This is a genomic window from Paraburkholderia sp. (assembly GCF_047605525.1).
In the GTDB taxonomy this organism is placed as follows: domain Bacteria; phylum Pseudomonadota; class Gammaproteobacteria; order Burkholderiales; family Burkholderiaceae; genus Paraburkholderia.
On record NZ_JASGFN010000008.1, the window covers coordinates 80350 to 95518 of the forward strand.

General features: G+C 65.6%; 17 protein-coding genes. 9 read left to right on the top strand and 8 right to left on the bottom strand.

Annotated features, from left to right (window positions below; all coding sequences use genetic code 11):
• Both QM685_RS13580 and QM685_RS13585 read left to right on the top strand, forming a co-directional pair.
• Positions 1-1608 carry an efflux transporter outer membrane subunit gene (locus QM685_RS13580; RefSeq protein ID WP_415116670.1) on the top strand — a complete coding sequence of 536 codons (1608 nt, stop codon included), beginning with the start codon at positions 1-3 and terminating at the stop codon, positions 1606-1608.
• A 170-nt stretch (positions 1609-1778) separates the two neighbouring features.
• Complete coding sequence (locus tag QM685_RS13585; protein ID WP_415116672.1) at positions 1779-3107, top strand: Nramp family divalent metal transporter; 1329 nt, start codon at positions 1779-1781, stop codon at positions 3105-3107.
• A gap of 103 nt (positions 3108-3210) precedes the next feature.
• On the opposite strand, the gene flhC is transcribed toward QM685_RS13585, so the two are convergent.
• The 6 genes from flhC to QM685_RS13615 all read right to left on the bottom strand — a co-directional run bounded on the left by flhC (position 3211) and on the right by QM685_RS13615 (position 7989).
• Positions 3211-3780: a flagellar transcriptional regulator FlhC gene (flhC, locus tag QM685_RS13590; RefSeq protein WP_415116674.1), complete on the bottom strand. Its 570-nt coding sequence runs from the start codon at positions 3778-3780 to the stop codon at positions 3211-3213.
• Between the two features lie 14 nt (positions 3781-3794).
• Entirely contained in the window at positions 3795-4115 is a 321-nt protein-coding gene (flhD, locus tag QM685_RS13595; RefSeq protein ID WP_075297569.1) for a flagellar transcriptional regulator FlhD, read from the bottom strand.
• A gap of 538 nt (positions 4116-4653) precedes the next feature.
• Complete coding sequence (locus QM685_RS13600) at positions 4654-5874, bottom strand: YeeE/YedE family protein (RefSeq protein ID WP_415116677.1); 1221 nt, start codon at positions 5872-5874, stop codon at positions 4654-4656.
• Between the two features lie 259 nt (positions 5875-6133).
• Positions 6134-6667 (bottom strand): GNAT family N-acetyltransferase, encoded by a 534-nt coding sequence (locus tag QM685_RS13605; protein ID WP_415116679.1) that lies wholly within the window; start codon positions 6665-6667, stop codon positions 6134-6136.
• 87 nt (positions 6668-6754) lie between these two features.
• Positions 6755-7615: a helix-turn-helix domain-containing protein gene (locus tag QM685_RS13610; protein WP_415116681.1), complete on the bottom strand. Its 861-nt coding sequence runs from the start codon at positions 7613-7615 to the stop codon at positions 6755-6757.
• Positions 7616-7818: 203 nt separating this feature from the next.
• Positions 7819-7989, bottom strand: coding sequence for a hypothetical protein (locus QM685_RS13615; RefSeq protein WP_415116683.1), 171 nt, complete (start codon positions 7987-7989; stop codon positions 7819-7821).
• A gap of 73 nt (positions 7990-8062) precedes the next feature.
• Between QM685_RS13615 and QM685_RS13620 the strand changes: the two genes are divergently transcribed.
• From QM685_RS13620 to QM685_RS13645, 6 genes are all read left to right on the top strand, one after another.
• The gene (locus QM685_RS13620; protein ID WP_415116685.1) at positions 8063-8431 is read left to right on the top strand and encodes a nuclear transport factor 2 family protein; all 369 of its coding nucleotides are present in this window, start codon (positions 8063-8065) and stop codon (positions 8429-8431) included.
• Positions 8432-8465: 34 nt separating this feature from the next.
• Entirely contained in the window at positions 8466-9026 is a 561-nt protein-coding gene (locus QM685_RS13625; RefSeq protein ID WP_415116687.1) for a hypothetical protein, read from the top strand.
• A complete protein-coding gene (locus QM685_RS13630) occupies positions 9020-9484 on the top strand; it encodes an RbsD/FucU family protein (protein WP_415116689.1) in 465 nt (154 codons plus the stop codon). Before QM685_RS13625 ends, QM685_RS13630 begins: the two co-directional genes overlap by 7 nt.
• 48 nt (positions 9485-9532) lie before the next feature.
• On the top strand, positions 9533-9940 hold the full coding sequence (locus QM685_RS13635; RefSeq protein ID WP_415116691.1) for a VOC family protein: 408 nt from the start codon (positions 9533-9535) through the stop codon (positions 9938-9940).
• 141 nt (positions 9941-10081) lie between these two features.
• Positions 10082-10519 (top strand): DoxX family protein, encoded by a 438-nt coding sequence (locus QM685_RS13640; RefSeq protein ID WP_415116693.1) that lies wholly within the window; start codon positions 10082-10084, stop codon positions 10517-10519.
• Positions 10520-10581: 62 nt separating this feature from the next.
• Positions 10582-10854: a hypothetical protein gene (locus QM685_RS13645; RefSeq protein ID WP_415116695.1), complete on the top strand. Its 273-nt coding sequence runs from the start codon at positions 10582-10584 to the stop codon at positions 10852-10854.
• Positions 10855-10992: 138 nt separating this feature from the next.
• Here QM685_RS13645 and QM685_RS13650 read toward each other — a convergent pair whose 3' ends face one another.
• Positions 10993-12456 carry an MFS transporter gene (locus QM685_RS13650; RefSeq protein WP_415116697.1) on the bottom strand — a complete coding sequence of 488 codons (1464 nt, stop codon included), beginning with the start codon at positions 12454-12456 and terminating at the stop codon, positions 10993-10995.
• 108 nt (positions 12457-12564) lie between these two features.
• Positions 12565-13866 carry an MFS transporter gene (locus QM685_RS13655; protein WP_415116699.1) on the bottom strand — a complete coding sequence of 434 codons (1302 nt, stop codon included), beginning with the start codon at positions 13864-13866 and terminating at the stop codon, positions 12565-12567.
• A gap of 348 nt (positions 13867-14214) precedes the next feature.
• Here QM685_RS13655 and QM685_RS13660 point away from each other — a divergent pair, with 348 nt between their 5' ends.
• Positions 14215-14970, top strand: coding sequence for a response regulator transcription factor (locus QM685_RS13660; RefSeq protein ID WP_415116701.1), 756 nt, complete (start codon positions 14215-14217; stop codon positions 14968-14970).
• Positions 14971-15169 lie beyond the last annotated feature (199 nt).

Here is a 15169-nt window from a genome sequence, read left to right on the forward strand (position 1 = left end):
ATGAATCGCTTTGAATCTCGCGTTGGTTCCTTGAGCGGATGGGGCCGGGCGGCCGCCAGCGGATTGCTGGTGGCATTGCTGGCGGCGTGCTCGGTCGAACCGGTGTACAAGCGGCCCGATGTCGATACGCCGGCGGCCTTCAAGGAAGCTCCCGCGGCGTCCGCTGCTGCGGCGGCGTCGGACGTGCCGGCTGCTTCGGCGCAGAACACCGGCACGTGGAAGCCCGCGCAACCCAACGACGATGCGCTGCGCGGCGAATGGTGGAAGATTTTCGGCGACCCGCAGCTCGACGCGCTCGAAGAGCAGGCGGCCGCCGCGAATCAGGATCTGAAGGCCGCGGCGGCGCGCGTGCAGCAGGCGCGCGCGGTCACGCAGGCAGCGAAGTCGGACTGGTTTCCGAAACTCGACGCGGGCTTCGGTCCGACGCGCGAGCGTGCGTCGGCGGCGTCGCAATTCCTGCCGGACAGCGCGGGCGGCACGACGGGCACGATCTGGCGCGCGCAGGCCGGCGCGTCGTATGAAGCGGATCTGTTCGGACGCGTCGGCTCGAACGTGAATGCGTCGCGCGCGGACGAGCAGCAGAGCGAGGCGCTGTTCCGCTCGGTGCAGTTGTCGTTGCAGGCCGACGTCGCGCAGAACTACTTCCAGTTGCGCGAGCTCGATACCGATCAGGACCTGTACCGCCGCACCGTCGCGTTGCGCGAGGATACGCTGAAGCTCGTCGAGCGGCGCTTCAAGGAAGGCGATATCAGCGAGCTGGATCTTTCGCGCTCCCGCAACGAACTCGCGAGCGCGCGCGCGGATGCGGTCGGCGTCGCGCGTCAACGCGCGGCATCGGAGCATAGCCTCGCGATTCTGCTCGGCAAGCCGCCGGCGGATTTCTCGTTCGCGGAGGCGCCGCTCGTGCCGGTGACGGTGCGCGTGCCGCCCGGTTTGCCGTCGGCGCTGCTCGAACGGCGGCCCGATATCGCGGCCGCCGAGCGCGCGATGCAGGCGGCGAATGCGCGCGTCGGGCTCGCGAAGTCGGCGTACTTCCCGAAGCTCGACATCACCGGTGCATTCGGCTTTGAATCGGCGACGCTCGGCGATCTGTTCATGTGGTCGAGCCGCGCGTTCATTCTCGGTCCGCTCGCGGGCACCGCGCTGACCGTGCCGCTGTTCGACGGCGGGCGCCGCAAGGCCAATCTCGCGCAGGCGCGTTCGAAGTACGACGAAGATGTCGCGCAGTACCGTCAGCAGGTGCTCGTCGCGTTCCGTGAAGTCGAGGACAACCTTGCCGACCTGCGTCTGCTCGACGATCAGATGCGCGAGCAGAACGACGCGGTCGAGGCGTCGCAACGGGCCGCGCATCTGTCGCGCACGCAGTACACGGAGGGCGCGGTCAGCTATCTCGACGTGATCGACGGCGAGCGGCAGGTGCTGTTGTCGCAACTGCAGGCGAGCCATCTGGCGGGCACGCAGGCGGTGTCGACCGTGAATCTGATTCGCGCGTTGGGCGGCGGTTGGGGTGAAGTGCAGGCGGGGGATACGGCGGTGGGGGCGGCTTCGGCGCCGGCGCCGGTGGTGGCAACGGCTGTTCCGGCGCAACAGCAAATGGCGAAGCGCTAACGGATTGGATGGCGCGGGATTGCGTGCTCGCGCGGCCCGACACGCCGTATGCGAGTCCTCGGTCGCTATGCGCTCTGCGGGACATTGCCGGGGGTTTCTTTGTACACTTGAGGCGGCTCGCGACCGCCGGCATGCAGCGTCGCGTCGATTTCCCCCGAGAGACATCCTGCTTGCTCTTCAAATTACCGACCACCGCCACTGCGCCGTTCTGCCCGTCCGAGGTACAGGGCTCGGTCGCCGTCTCGCCAGGCGCGCCATTCTGGAAAAAGATCCTGCAATTCGCGGGTCCCGGATTGCTGGTCTCGATCGGCTACATGGACCCGGGCAACTGGGCCACCGCGATCGAAGCCGGCTCGCGTTACGGTTACAGCCTGCTGTTCGTCGTGCTGCTGTCGAGCCTCGCGGCGATGGCGCTGCAATGCCTGAGCATGCGGCTCGGCATCGCCACCGGACGCGACCTCGCGCAACTGTCCAGCGCGCGGTATTCGCCGCGCGTCGCGCGCGTGCAATGGCTGCTCGCGGAGCTGTCGATCGTCGCCTGCGATCTCGCCGAAGTGCTCGGCGGCGCGCTCGCGTTTCATCTGCTGTTCAATTGCTCGCTGACCACCGGCGTGCTGCTGACCGCGTTCGACACACTGATCGTGCTCGGCCTCAAGGGCAAGAACTTCCGTGACCTCGAAGCGATCATGCTCGGACTGATCGCGACGATCGGCATCGGCTACGTCATCGAACTCGCGCTCGTGAAGCCGCATTGGCCGTCGGTCGCACAAGGGCTGATTCCGTCGTGGCAGGCGCTGAATTCGCGTGAACCGATGTATCTCGCGATCGGTATTCTCGGCGCGACGGTGATGCCACATAACCTGTATCTGCATTCGTCGATCGTGCAGACCCGCGCGGTAAAGCGCGATTCGGCCAGCATCCGTTCGGCGATCGGTCTGTCGCGCATCGACACGATCGTGTCGCTCGTGCTCGCGCTGCTGATCAACATGGCGATCCTGATTCTCGCCGCCGCGGCGTTCCATGCGACGGGGCACAACGAGGTCACGCAGATCGAGGACGCGTACCGGCTGCTCGCGCCGATCGTCGGCACCGGTTTCGCGGCGATTCTGTTCGCGATCACGCTGCTGGCATCGGGGCAAAGCTCGACCTTCACCGGCACGGTGGCGGGGCAGGTCATCATGGAAGGCTTTCTGAAGATGAAGATTCCGTGCTGGCAGCGGCGCTTCATCACGCGCGCGCTCGCGCTGATTCCGGCGCTGATCGGTGTGCAGATGTTGGGTAACGGCGCGGTCGGGCAACTGCTCGTTGCAAGCCAGGTGGTGCTGAGCCTGCAATTGCCGTTCGCGCTTTATCCGCTGATCCGCATGACCAGCGACCGCTCGCTGATGGGCGAATTCGCCAACACGCTGCCGACGCGGCTGCTCGCGTGGACGCTGTTCGTCGCGATCAGCGCGGCGAATCTGTGGCTCGTCGCGCAGACGGTAGGGCTTACTGGTTGATTCCGGTTTTGGTGAATCCGGCTTGATGAGATGGCAAAAAAAATCCACGCACTGCGTGGATTTTTTTATGAGCTTCGGTTCGAATCGACCTGATTCAGTCCATTCAGGCAGCCTGAGCGACCTGCGCGGCTCCGAGCGCTTCCTGGCGCGCGGCGGCCGCTTTCTTCGTCTTGCCGGCGCGCGACGGCGGCTGGCAGGCGCCGCACACGACGTTGTGCTGCAAATCGTGCTTGTGCGCGACGAACTTGCCGCTGCAGCGGCAGCATCTGGTCAGTTGCAGGATGTCGGCGTCGAAGAAACGCACGAGCGTCCATGCGCGCGTCAGATCGAGCACCGGCTCGGTTTCGCTGTGCCGGCAATGCTCGAGATACAGCCGGTATCCCTTGGTCAGCGCATCCAGATGCGAGCAGCGCGCTTCGTTCTTCAGGAACAGGTACGTGTTGTAGAACAGCGACGCGTGAATGTTCGCGAGCCACGTCATGTACCAGTCCGCCGAAAACGGCAGCATGCCCTTGGGCGGCGACACGCCCTTGACTTCGCGATACAGGCGGATCATGCGGTCGCGCGAAAGCGTCAGTTCGCTTTCGAGCACCTGCATGCGGGCGCCGAGTTCGATCAGCGCGATCGCGCGGAATACTTCCTGCGCGTCTTCAGTCAGGCTTCGCTTGAGCATTGCACTCACCTCGATCAGGCAAACTGTTCAGCGGGCTGGCCTGCAAGCAGGATCGCCGTGTGAGTCGGTGCAACCGCGGTGTGCTTCGTCGTTTGGGTCAACGCCGACAGCATCGAGTGGTCGTTGAAGCGGAAAAAGCACAAAAGCTGGTCGGAAGAGGCCAGCTTGACGATCTGCGCGAGCGACAGCCCGGCAAGCAAATCGGCCAGTTCCGACGACAGTCCCAGCCGGAACATCCCGACCGGTTTGTCCTCGCGCAACATACGTTGCGCGAGCATGATGTAAGACAAGTTGATCTCGCGGATTGAATCCAGCGTCTCGCTGCTACGGTCCATTTTCTCTGTTTCCGAAGCCCCGAATTACTATGTCGGCTTTTCGCCTTATGTCTTTTCTGCCTCACCGGCCACGATCCCCCGGCTACATGTCACCACCTGATACAGACAGCAAATTCTTGATACAAGGAGTTACATTTCGTAACAGCTTGGGACGAATTGTATGAAGGGTAAAAGCAGAAAGCAATCCCTGGACAAAAAAATATCTCAAAAAAGTGCATCACTTTTCGGTAAGTTTTTCACACTGCTGCAATAGACGATGCCAGGCGGATTTCCGCCTCTCCGAGATTCCCCACTAATCCATGAAAACCCTTGTAGAACAGGTGCTTTGCCGGATTGACCAGGTACAGGGCCAGCGCCGGGCGCGGGCCGGTGAATCGGCTTCGGGTTGGAAAGGAAATAGAAAGCGGCGCGAATAAACGGTAATAAATGCCGCGTCGGGGATGGTCTGAGGGGTGGATCAAAAGTGTAACGGGAGGATGCGGCCCCAGTTACAAAAGAGGTTGGAACGGGGCCGTATTTGTAACGACTTGTGTAACTTCTAGCAGCCGGTCTGGCGCAGGCGCTCCACTTCGAGCCCGAAGAGCGGGCGCAGGCGCGTGCCGAGCACGTTGCCGGCGAAAGCCGCGACGAGCCAGAGCCAGCCGTGCAAACTGCCTGACACGATGCCGCTGAAATAGGCGCCGATGTTGCAGCCATAGGCGAGGCGCGCACCGTAGCCCAGCATCAGCCCGCCGGCCACCGCGGCGATCAGCGAGCGCGCCGGCACTTTCCAGACCGGCGCATAACGGCCCGCGAGCGCGGCCGCTGTCATCGCGCCGAGAATGATGCCGAAGTCCATCACCGACGTGACGTCATGTGTAACCGGCGCGGCCAGTGAGCCTGCGTTGGCGTGGGTGGCCCAATATGGCCAGTTGGCCACGTCGATGCCGAGCGCCGCGAAGATCTTGGCGTCCCACAGCGCGAACGCCGACGTGACGCCCCACGGCCGTCCCGACAGTGCCAGCGTCGCGAAGTTGAGCACGGCGAGCGCGATCGCGCCGACGAAGAGCGGCCAGGGACCGTGCAGCCACGGCGACGTATGCGGCTGACGCGGCTCGTCGACGAGGCGGCCGTGGCGGCGCCGTTCGACCAGCACGGTCAGTGCGGCGATCACGGCAAAAATGACCAGGTTCAGCGCGATCGCCCAGCCCGCGCCGAATCTCGTCACCATCGAAAACGGCTTCAGCGACGGCAGCGCGCTCCAGAACGGCATGTGCGCGGTGGCGACGACCGAACCGACGATGAACGCCGCGAGCGTGACGAGCATGCGGGTGCTGCCGCCACCTACCGTGTACAGCGTGCCGGACGCGCAGCCGCCGCCCAGTTGCATGCCGACGCCGAACATGAACGCGCCCACCAGCACGGAGGTGCCCGCCGGCGCGACGAGCCCGCTCACCGGATGGCCGAACAGCGTGCCGGCCGCGAGTGCGGGAAAAAACAGCAGTACGCCAAGCGCGAGCATCAGCATTTGCGCGCGCAGCCCTGCGCCACGGCCATCGGCGATGAAGACCCGCCAGGCCGACGTGAAGCCGAATGCCGCGTGATAAAGCGACATGCCGAGCAGTGCGCCCACGATATAGAGCGCCGCCTGGCGGCCGCTGACGGTTTGCGCGAGATACACGGCGCCAAGCGCAATCAGGACGAGCGCGATGCCGAGCGGTTTCGGATTGGTGTCGAAACGGCGCGGCACGCGCGGAAGCGAAGTGGAAAGGTCTGACATGGATAAACAGGTTGACTGACAGGCAGCGGAGCAAAGACCGCGGCTCGAGATCGGTGCCGGAATTGATGCGGCCGAAAACGTAACAAAAAAAGATAGCACGTATTGCGTGTTTGAGCAGGCTCGCCTGCTCGCTATACGGGGAAGGCGAGGGATGCGATGGAAGCGGACAGGCACGAACCGGGAGCGAACGGCCGCGCGTTGAGCCCGATGCTTTTTTCATTGGCGCGACAACGCCCGCTGAAAGCAGGCTTAGGACTCGCTACAGGAGCCGCATCATCAGATCTTCGTCATGGAACACGCCGCCGACATTCAGCGCGCCGACTTCGCAGCCGTATTTACGAAAACCGAGCGACTCGTACAGCTTGCGCGCCGCGTCGTTGCGGCTGCCCACCGTCAACTGGACCTGCCGCAGACCGTCGACGCGCGCCGCACGCGCCAGCAACTCGCTGAGCAGGGCTCGCCCGATGCCGCGCCCAGTTGCTTCCTGCGCGACATACATGCCCACCACGTTCGCCTTGTGCCGTTCCTTGTCGGCTTTGTAGCGCAGCAGTCCGACCACGCCGATCAGCGTTGCGTCGGGCGATGCGTACGCGCCGAGCAGGAAATTGCCCTCCGCCTGCGAGCCCTGCAGCGTTGCGTCATGTTGTGCGGCGCCTTTGGCCAGCGCTTCCTCGTAACTTTGGCCGAACGATTCGGGATGCGCTTGCAGTCCACGCAGACGAAGCCGGAAATAGGCATCGCGGTCGGCGGGGCCGAGTTGGCGGATCAGTACGGTGTCGGCGGTCGAGGACATATCGTTGTGCTTCGGCTGGATGATGCGAGGGGGACTCGTGCCTGGCGTGCGAAAGCGATGGCCGGGCCAATCTCGATCTGTTCGATGTTAGCGGGCGGCTTTGTCGCTCTGGCTTCGGGCAAACTCCCGCAATGTGAGGGCAGTTTGCTGATCCGCCGGAAAGAACGCTTCGATCGCGAGCTCCGACAGTGTGACGTCGACCGGGGTGCCAAACACGGTGGTGGTGCTGAAAAACGACAATACGCCGATCGGCGTGCGCAGCCGCAGCGGCACGGCGATCTGATTGAGGCCGGCGTCGTCCGGAGCCGCCGGCCCCGCATCCGGCGGCGCGGGATACGCGGCCAGTTCGTCGCGCAGTGCGCTCAGCGTGTCGTCGCCGCTCACTTCGATTTGCCGCTGCAATCGTGCCAGCACATGTTCTCGCCATGCATGCCAGTTGACGATCGACGCCGCGATGCCTTGCGGATGCAGACTCAGCCGCAGCGCGTTGACCGGCGGCTTCAGCAGCTCGGGGCTCGCGCCGCCCAATAACGGCGCGAGTGCGTTGTTGGTCGCGACGATGGTCCAGTGCCGGTCTATCGCCAGCGCGGGGTAGGGCTCGTGCCCCTTGAGCACGAGCTCGACGGCTTCACGCGCGGCGGCGAGCTGCGGATCGGATAGCGGACGTTCACGGAACAGTGGCGCGTAACCCGCCGCGATCAATAGCGTATTGCGTGCGCGCAACGGCACGTCGAGCCGCTCGGCAAGATGCATGACCATCTCCCGGCTGGGTAGCGCACGGCCCGATTCGACGAAGCTCAGATGGCGGGTCGAGATCTCGGCTTCGGTGGCGAGCAGCAACTGGCTCATCCGTCGCCGCTGCCGCCATTCGCGCAGCAGATCGCCAACGGTGCGGCTGGCGACGGGCGAGGGTGAAGAGGCCGTTTGTGCAAGAGAGAATGTGTTCATGCCACTCATCATAGTCAAAGCGCACGAGCAATCGATTACGTGGCAGGTAATGTTTCACTGATTTCAATGATCGCCGCCGGCGACCCGTAAGCAATCAATCGCGCCGGCCTCGACGGTTATTCGCGCCCACGCACGGCTACGTGGCAGACGGCGCAGGCCGATCCGGCCGCGCGATGGCACGCGGCAAATACACCGGACGAGGATCAGGCGGCCGCCACACTTGCCGGCACTGCATTGAGCTTGACGCCGAGTGCGCGCAGCAGTTTGAACACCGTTTCCAGACGCGGTTTCGAGCCGGGCGCGAGCGTCTTGCAGAACGCTGCAGCAGCTTGCTTACCTGCCACGTAATCGACGCAACGTGCACGAGCGGCCAATCTTCACACCGAGCCCGCCGCATACGACGTGTGCCGAGCGTAGTGCTCAGTGCTGCCAACCGAGGAGCTTGAAATGAATGCGCATACCGATCTGATCGACCGTTATTTCGATGCCTGGAACGAGACCGATGGCGCGCGCCGTCGCGAGCTGATCGCGACGATCTGGAGCGCCGATGCCGACTATCGCGATCCGTTGCTCGCCGGCACCGGACACGACGGCATCGACGCGATGATCCGCGCGGTGCACGAACGTTTCCCGCATCACACGTTTCGCCGCACGACCGACGTCGACGGCTTCGCGAATCGCGTGCGTTTTTCGTGGGCGCTGACGACGCCCGCGGGCGATCCGATCGTCAAGGGATCCGACTTCGGCGTAGTGGATGCCCACGGACGCCTGCAGGCGGTCACGGGCTTTCTCGACGAAGCCCCGGGCGGCGCCTGACAACCCTCGCGCAATGACTTTTTCGGAGACGATCATGTACGAACCCGCTGCGTCCACGACTGTTCAGGCCAGCTTCGCGTTAGCACGCGTGTCGGCCGCCGCCGACGCGATATCGAGCGCGATCGCCGGCTTCGCTCTACTCGCCGGCGCGCGGGCGTTCATGTTCATCGCGCTGCTCGGCTGGCGCGAGCCGGTGCTGGGCGGCGCGGGGCTGATGCTGCTGGCGCTGCTCGGCTGGCTGCGCTGGCGGTGCGGCAAAGAAAGCCGCACCGCTGCCGGACTGTCTTCCGCGCGGTTTTCGGCGCAGTCTTGCGCGCAACCCGGCCGTTCGGCGACGGCCCGTGCCGGCGGAGCGCACGAGACCCCCATGGCATCCGCTCGCCCCCATGCACGACTCGGGCAGGTGCGCAACGTTGCTTGCTACAATCGACCGATCATCGCGGTTCGGCGCAACGGCCCCGTGTCATCGGTCGACGCACGGCTCGATGCGCTCTATACCTGTGAGCGGGTTGCGATCCAGCTCACATCGCGCGACCCCCACCGGACGGCGGGCCTTCGGCCGCCCCATCCGCACCATAAGGAAACACCGTGCTGAAGAATCTGGACCCGCTGCTGAACGCCGACATACTGCATGCGCTGCGCTCGATGGGCCACGGCGACGAACTCGTGATCTGCGACGCCAATTTCCCGGCCGAGTCGGTTGCGCGCGACACCGTGCTCGGCAAGCTGCTGCGTCTCGATGGCGTCGGTTCGCCGCGGGCGGTTCGCGCGGTGCTGTCGGTGCTGCCGCTCGACACCTTCATCGACCATCCGGCCTCGCGCATGGAAGTGGTCGGCGAGCCGCACACGATCCCGGCGGTGCAGCGCGAGGCGCAGGCCGAGGTCGATGCGGCGGAAGGGCGCGAGGTGCCGTTCGTGTCGATCGAACGCTTCGCGTTTTACGAGCGCGCGCGCCGGGCCTACTGCGTGATCGCGACCGGCGAAGAGCGCGGCTACGGCTGCTTCGTATTCACGAAGGGCGTGCTGCTCGCACCCGACGCGCCGCGCGCATAGCCGCTTTCTCATTCCTCACTTCACGACGTCGGAACCAAGGTGAAACCCATGAGCTTCCAGCTAGACAGTCTCGATCATCTCGTTCTGAACGTCGCGGACGTGGAAGTCAGCGCCGCCTGGTACGCGCGCGTGCTCGGCATGCGGCGCATCGAATTCGAATCGCGCAGCGGCCCGCGCGTGGCGATGACCTACGGCAACCAGAAGATCAACCTGCGTCCCGCATCGGCCGATACCGTCGCGTGGTTCACGTCGCGCGAGCCGGTGCCGGGCAGCGCGGACCTGTGCTTCGTGACCACCGCGAACCCGGCCGACGTCGAGGCGCACTGGCTCGCCGAGGGCGTTGCGATCGAGGCGGGGCCGGTGGAGCGCGACGGCGCGCGCGGCAAGATGACGTCGGTGTATTGCCGCGATCCCGACGGCAATCTGATCGAGGTCGCCACCTATCCGCGAGCCTGAGCGCCGCGCTGCGCCACGTGGCCCCGCCGCGTTGCCGGGCGGGCTTGGAAAAGGCGCCCGTTGCACATATGCTCGGGGGCGAGGCGGGGAACTGCGGCTGCCCATCCGGGTCTGCTGCTTATTCAATTACAGGAGCCCCTCATGTCGCGTCCCGTCGATTCCGGCATTATTTTCATCGCCCGTCTTGCCCTTTCCGTGCTGTTCCTGTGGAGCGGGGTGATGAAGCTGCTGGGCTACGCCGGTTTCGTCGGCTATCTGCATTCGAGGGGCGTACCGTTCGTGCAGGTCGCCGCGCCGATCGCCACCGCGGTCGAAGTGCTCGGCGGCCTGTTGCTGGTAGTCGGTTTCAAGGTTCGTCCGCTCGCGCTGATCATGGCCGTGTACACGGTGGCGACGGCGGTGCTGGGTCACGATTTCTGGAACATCACCGACCCTGCCTTGCAACACGACATGGTGATCCACTTCTGGAAGAACATCGGGATCGCGGGCGGCTTCCTGCTGCTGTTCGTGACCGGCGCGGGGCGTCTCAGCATCGACGGCGCGCGCGCGCCGCGCGGCGGCCTCCGCAGCAGCCTCTGACGCATTATCGGCGGGGCCGGCGCGCCACGTTTTCCATTCCGCGGCAATCAAGGGAGCACATAATGATTGTGAATTTCGAGCAGGTGATTGGCGGCAACGTTACGCAACTGTGCGCGAGTCTCGGCGAAGGTCCGACGCCGCATCGCGTGATCATCAGCCTCGCCGATTCGGCGAAAACACTGGTGGTTCTGGACGCGTCCGGATTCATCGGCACGCTCAAGGCGGAGATCGAGGAGCCGGAGAAGCTGATTGCCGACGCGATCGCCAAGGCACGCAACGAAGGCCTGATCGAACGCGCGGTCGATACCGGCGTGATTCAGGAGGCGTCGCTGTAGACGATGGCGGCGACACGGCGCCTCGCGGTGTGGCTCGGGGCGAGCCGGAGTTTGCATATGAAAACCCCCGCGGTGCGTGATGCATCGCGGGGGTTTGTTTTTGTGTCTTCGCCTGGGCGCTCCGGTTGCTGCCGCGACTCACTCACCCGCCGCGCTTGCCCCTCGCGCGCGGGCCGGTCCCGCCGCATGTGGCTCCGGATGCACGAGACACGCGAGCACCCCACCGAGCACCAGCAACGCGACCGAGATAGCGGTCGCGGTTTGCATTCCCGCCACGATCTGCGTCGCGGCCGCGCCGCCCGCCAGCGCGCCGAAGGCGGCCACGCCCACCGCGCCGCCCGCTTGCCGCGCGGTGTTCAATACCGCCGAGGCCGTGCCTGCGCGCTTCGCTTCGGTCGATGCGAGCACCGCGGTGGTCATCGCCGGCACGGCGAGACCCATGCCCGACGGAATCAGCAGGAACGGCAACAGCAGGCCGATAAGCGGCGTGGTGGCGTCGACGAGATGCAGCAGGCCATAGCCGAGGCCGGCGGTGATCGCGCCGAGGATCATCGGCACGCGCACGCCGAAGCGGCCGACCACCCAGCCGCTCGCGACGTTCGAGATCAGGAAGCCGCCCGTCAGCGGCAGGAAAGCGAGCCCCGCCTGCAACGGTGTATAGCCGCGCACGCGTTGCAGATAAAGACTCAGAACGAACACCATGCCGTAGTACGTCAGGTTCACGCAGATGCCGAACAGCACCGCCGCGCTGAATGTGCGCGTGCCGAACAGCGACAGCGGCAGCATCGGGCGCGCGACCCGCGCCTCGACGAATACGAACGCGCTCGCCGCCAGCAGTGCGACGCCGAAGGCGCCGGCCACGATCGGGTGCGCGAGGCCGAGCGGCCGCCATTCGATCACCGCGGCGACGAATGCGGTCAGCGCGACGATCGCGAGACCCTGGCCGCCAGGGTCGATGCCGCGCGGGGCCGTGCCCGCGTTGCCGCGCGCGGCGGCCGGCGCGCCGGGCTGCGCGGCTCGAGGGCGTGGTATCCACAGCAGCGTCGCCAGCAGGCCGGCCGCGCAGATCGGCAGATTGACGAGGAAGATGCTGCGCCAGCCGAACGCGGCGATCAGCAGGCCGCCGGCAACCGGTCCCGCCGCGATCGAAATCGCGCCGGACGCGGTCCACAGGCCGACCGCGCGTGCCCGCAGCTTCGGATCGTGGCCGAACGACTGGTTGAGCAGCGCGAGCGAATTCGGCAGCATCGCGGCCGCGCCGATGCCTTGCACCGCGCGCGCGGCGACCAGCATCGGGGCGTCGTGCGCGAGTCCGCAGGCGAGCGACGCGAGCGCGAACAGCACGATCCCGGCCGCGTACATGCGCCGCGTGCCGAAGCGGTCGCCGAGCGCGCCGGCCGACAGCATCAGCACCGCGAACGCGAGCGTGTACGCATCGACGACCCATTGCAGGCCCGCGATATTCGCATGCAGGTCCGAGCCGATTTTCGGCAGCGCGATATTGACGATGGTTACGTCCAGCTGCGTGACGACGAAGCCGACGCTGACCGTCGCGAGAACGCGGCCGAGCGTGGGCGAGAAGGAGGGGGTGGATGAGTTCATGGCGTCATCGTAAGCCTGCCGGGGCGCGGCATGTTTCGATGCGCGGTGAAGTGTGAATGTCGTCGCGACGGCGCGCCCCGAATCGCGCCGTCGCCAGCCTTCGACGCTTCACGGCCGCTGCGGCGCTTCCTTGATAAACAGCGTCGTCACCGCTCCCAGCACGCAGATCGCCGCGACATACAACGGCGCGGCCAGCGGATTCGACTTCATCATCAGCGCCACGACGATCGGTGTCAGGCCGCCGAACACCGCATACGCGACGTTGTACGAGAACGAGATGCCCGAGAAGCGCACCACCGGCGGAAACGCCCGCACCATCACGAGCGGAATCGCGCCGATTACGCCGACGAAAAACCCCGCCAGCGCATAGAGCGGCAGCAGCGCGGACGTATCGACCGCAAGCTGCCTGAACATCGCGTAGTAGGTCACCGCGAGCGCAAGACCGCCGACGAAAATCGTGCGTCCCGCGCCGATGCGTCCGGCAATCGAACCCGCGATCACGCAGCCGATCGTCAGGCACAGCGTCGCCACGCAGTTCGCGAGCAGCGCGGTGGCGGGGTCGAGGTGAAACTGCTTTTGCAGCAGCGTCGGCGTCATCAGGATCACGACGACGATTGCCGCGGACAGCATCCACGTGAGCAGCATCGACACGATCACCGCGCGGCCGTGATCGCGCAGCACCGCCTTGAGCGGCACTTCGGCGGCGATCGCCTTGCGCTGCTTGAGTTCGGCGAACACTGGCGTCTCGTGCAGCCAGCGGCGCAGATAGACCGAGAACATGCCGAACACCCCGCCGACGAGGAACGGAATACGCCATGCGTACGCGGAAATGTCGGCCGGCGTGAAGTGGCGATTGACCGCCGACGCGATCAGCGAGCCGAGCAGGATGCCCGCCGTCAGGCCGGCCGTCAGCGTGCCGCACGCATAGCCGACGTGGCGCTGCGGCACGTGCTCGGAGACGAACACCCACGCGCCCGGCACTTCGCCGCCGACCGCCGCCCCCTGCATCACGCGAAACAGCAGCAACAGCACCGGCGCGAGCACGCCGATGCTCGCGTAGGTGGGCATCAGGCCCATCAGCAGCGTCGGCACCGACATCAGCAGCACGCTCAGCGTGAACATGCGCTTGCGGCCGAACAGGTCGCCGAAGTGCGCCATGACGATGCCGCCGAGCGGCCGCGCCAGATAGCCGGCCGCGAAGATGCCGAAGGTCTGCACCTGACGCAGCCAGTCCGGCATCGCGGCCGGGAAGAACAATTGGCCGATCGCCGGCGCGAAAAACACGAAGATGATGAAGTCGTAGAACTCGAGCGCCCCGCCGAGCGCGGCGAGACCGAGCGTCTTGTAATCGCTGTGCCCAAGCGGGCGTGGGGTGACAGCCTGCGCTCCACCCAGATTTGTCGCTTGCATTGCCATGTCGTTTGATGAATGAGGAGCCACGCGGGCAGCGCGTGGATATACGGCGGTCGTCGGGCAGGAAGTGTAGCTGGCGCTGGGTAGAGCACGGGACACCGGCGCGTCGTCCGGATAGGGCGGGCGCGCTGACGACGGAGGCCGGCGCGGATTTTACAGGATGAAAGCCGGCTCCCTCGGCAAGCGCTTGATTAGAGCGAAGAAAGCGCGAACACGGCGATACCTCGCGGCTCGCCGATGTCGATGGCGCTGTCCACGACGGACGCAAAAATCGGAATGCTCCGATGGGAGAAGCAGGGGCAAGCCTTCGAGAATGACTGGCATTGCCCTATCGAGATTCCATTCATGCGTATTGCTGTCCTTCAGCGTGACCCGGTCATGCGTCAGTCGATCCAGCGTGTCCTCATGAGCGCCGGCCATTTCTGCACCGCTTATGACGACGGCCTTGACATATCGAGAGCGCTCGCCCACTCCACGATGGATCTGCTGGTGCTCGACTGGCAGAGCACGCGGCTCGCCGGCGCCGAGCTGCTTGGCTCGGTGCGCCGGGTGGCCGGCGAGCAATTGCCGATCATGTTCGTGTCGCGCGACCGGTCGGAGGCGAGCATGGTGCGCGCGCTCGCCGGCGGCGCGGACGATTACCTCACGTTGCCGCTGCGTGCGGCCGAGTTTCGCGCGCGCGTCGCGGCGCTGCTGCGGCGCGCGTATCCGGAGCGCGGCACAATGGCGAGTTTCGAAATCGGCCCGTACCGTTTCGACCGGATCCGCAAGGTGGCCATGCTGCGTGGCAAGCGGATGCCGCTGTCCGGCACGCAGTACCGGCTGGCCATGCTGTTCTTTTCCAACGTCGGCCGCGTGATGTCGCGCGATCATATCTTCACGATGGTGTGGGGCCGCGAGCTCGTCGAATTCACGCGCACGATCGACACCCACGTGTCGCGGCTGCGTCTGCTGCTCGAGATCGGGCCACGGAACGGCTTTCTGTTGCGGCCGGTTTACAAGAGCGGTTACCGGCTGCTGCGTCTGGATGAGGACGCCGCGATGCCTCGCTCGAGCGAGCCGGAGATGCCTGCCGGTCGATCCGCACGCGGCTTATGCTGAAATCCGCGTGTACCGGATCCTGACCACCCGCACCGCGCGTTCCCCTGGATGCACGCCGCTTGCCGTGCCGAGAGGGCTATCTCGACGGTCGATCCGGCAACGAGGCGTTGATCTGTTCCGCATGCATCGCGCGCCACGGATGGCGGTTGCCATGCTATGCCCAAATCGTCACAATCCGCGCGCACGCGCACCAAGACCC

Excerpts from the sequence above, each read along its gene's own strand:
- QM685_RS13580 (WP_415116670.1), top strand. The coding sequence starts at position 1 with ATGAATCGCTTTGAATCTCGCGTTGGTTCCTTGAGCGGATGGGGCCGG.
- flhC (WP_415116674.1), bottom strand. The coding sequence starts at position 3,780 with ATGCTCAAGCGAAGCCTGACTGAAGACGCGCAGGAAGTATTCCGCGCG.
- flhD (WP_075297569.1), bottom strand. The coding sequence starts at position 4,115 with ATGGACCGTAGCAGCGAGACGCTGGATTCAATCCGCGAGATCAACTTG.
- QM685_RS13600 (WP_415116677.1), bottom strand. The coding sequence starts at position 5,874 with ATGTCAGACCTTTCCACTTCGCTTCCGCGCGTGCCGCGCCGTTTCGAC.
- QM685_RS13605 (WP_415116679.1), bottom strand. The coding sequence starts at position 6,667 with ATGTCCTCGACCGCCGACACCGTACTGATCCGCCAACTCGGCCCCGCC.
- QM685_RS13610 (WP_415116681.1), bottom strand. The coding sequence starts at position 7,615 with ATGAACACATTCTCTCTTGCACAAACGGCCTCTTCACCCTCGCCCGTC.
- QM685_RS13620 (WP_415116685.1), top strand. The coding sequence starts at position 8,063 with ATGAATGCGCATACCGATCTGATCGACCGTTATTTCGATGCCTGGAAC.
- QM685_RS13625 (WP_415116687.1), top strand. The coding sequence starts at position 8,466 with ATGTACGAACCCGCTGCGTCCACGACTGTTCAGGCCAGCTTCGCGTTA.
- QM685_RS13635 (WP_415116691.1), top strand. The coding sequence starts at position 9,533 with ATGAGCTTCCAGCTAGACAGTCTCGATCATCTCGTTCTGAACGTCGCG.
- QM685_RS13640 (WP_415116693.1), top strand. The coding sequence starts at position 10,082 with ATGTCGCGTCCCGTCGATTCCGGCATTATTTTCATCGCCCGTCTTGCC.
- QM685_RS13645 (WP_415116695.1), top strand. The coding sequence starts at position 10,582 with ATGATTGTGAATTTCGAGCAGGTGATTGGCGGCAACGTTACGCAACTG.
- QM685_RS13650 (WP_415116697.1), bottom strand. The coding sequence starts at position 12,456 with ATGAACTCATCCACCCCCTCCTTCTCGCCCACGCTCGGCCGCGTTCTC.
- QM685_RS13655 (WP_415116699.1), bottom strand. The coding sequence starts at position 13,866 with ATGCAAGCGACAAATCTGGGTGGAGCGCAGGCTGTCACCCCACGCCCG.
- QM685_RS13660 (WP_415116701.1), top strand. The coding sequence starts at position 14,215 with ATGCGTATTGCTGTCCTTCAGCGTGACCCGGTCATGCGTCAGTCGATC.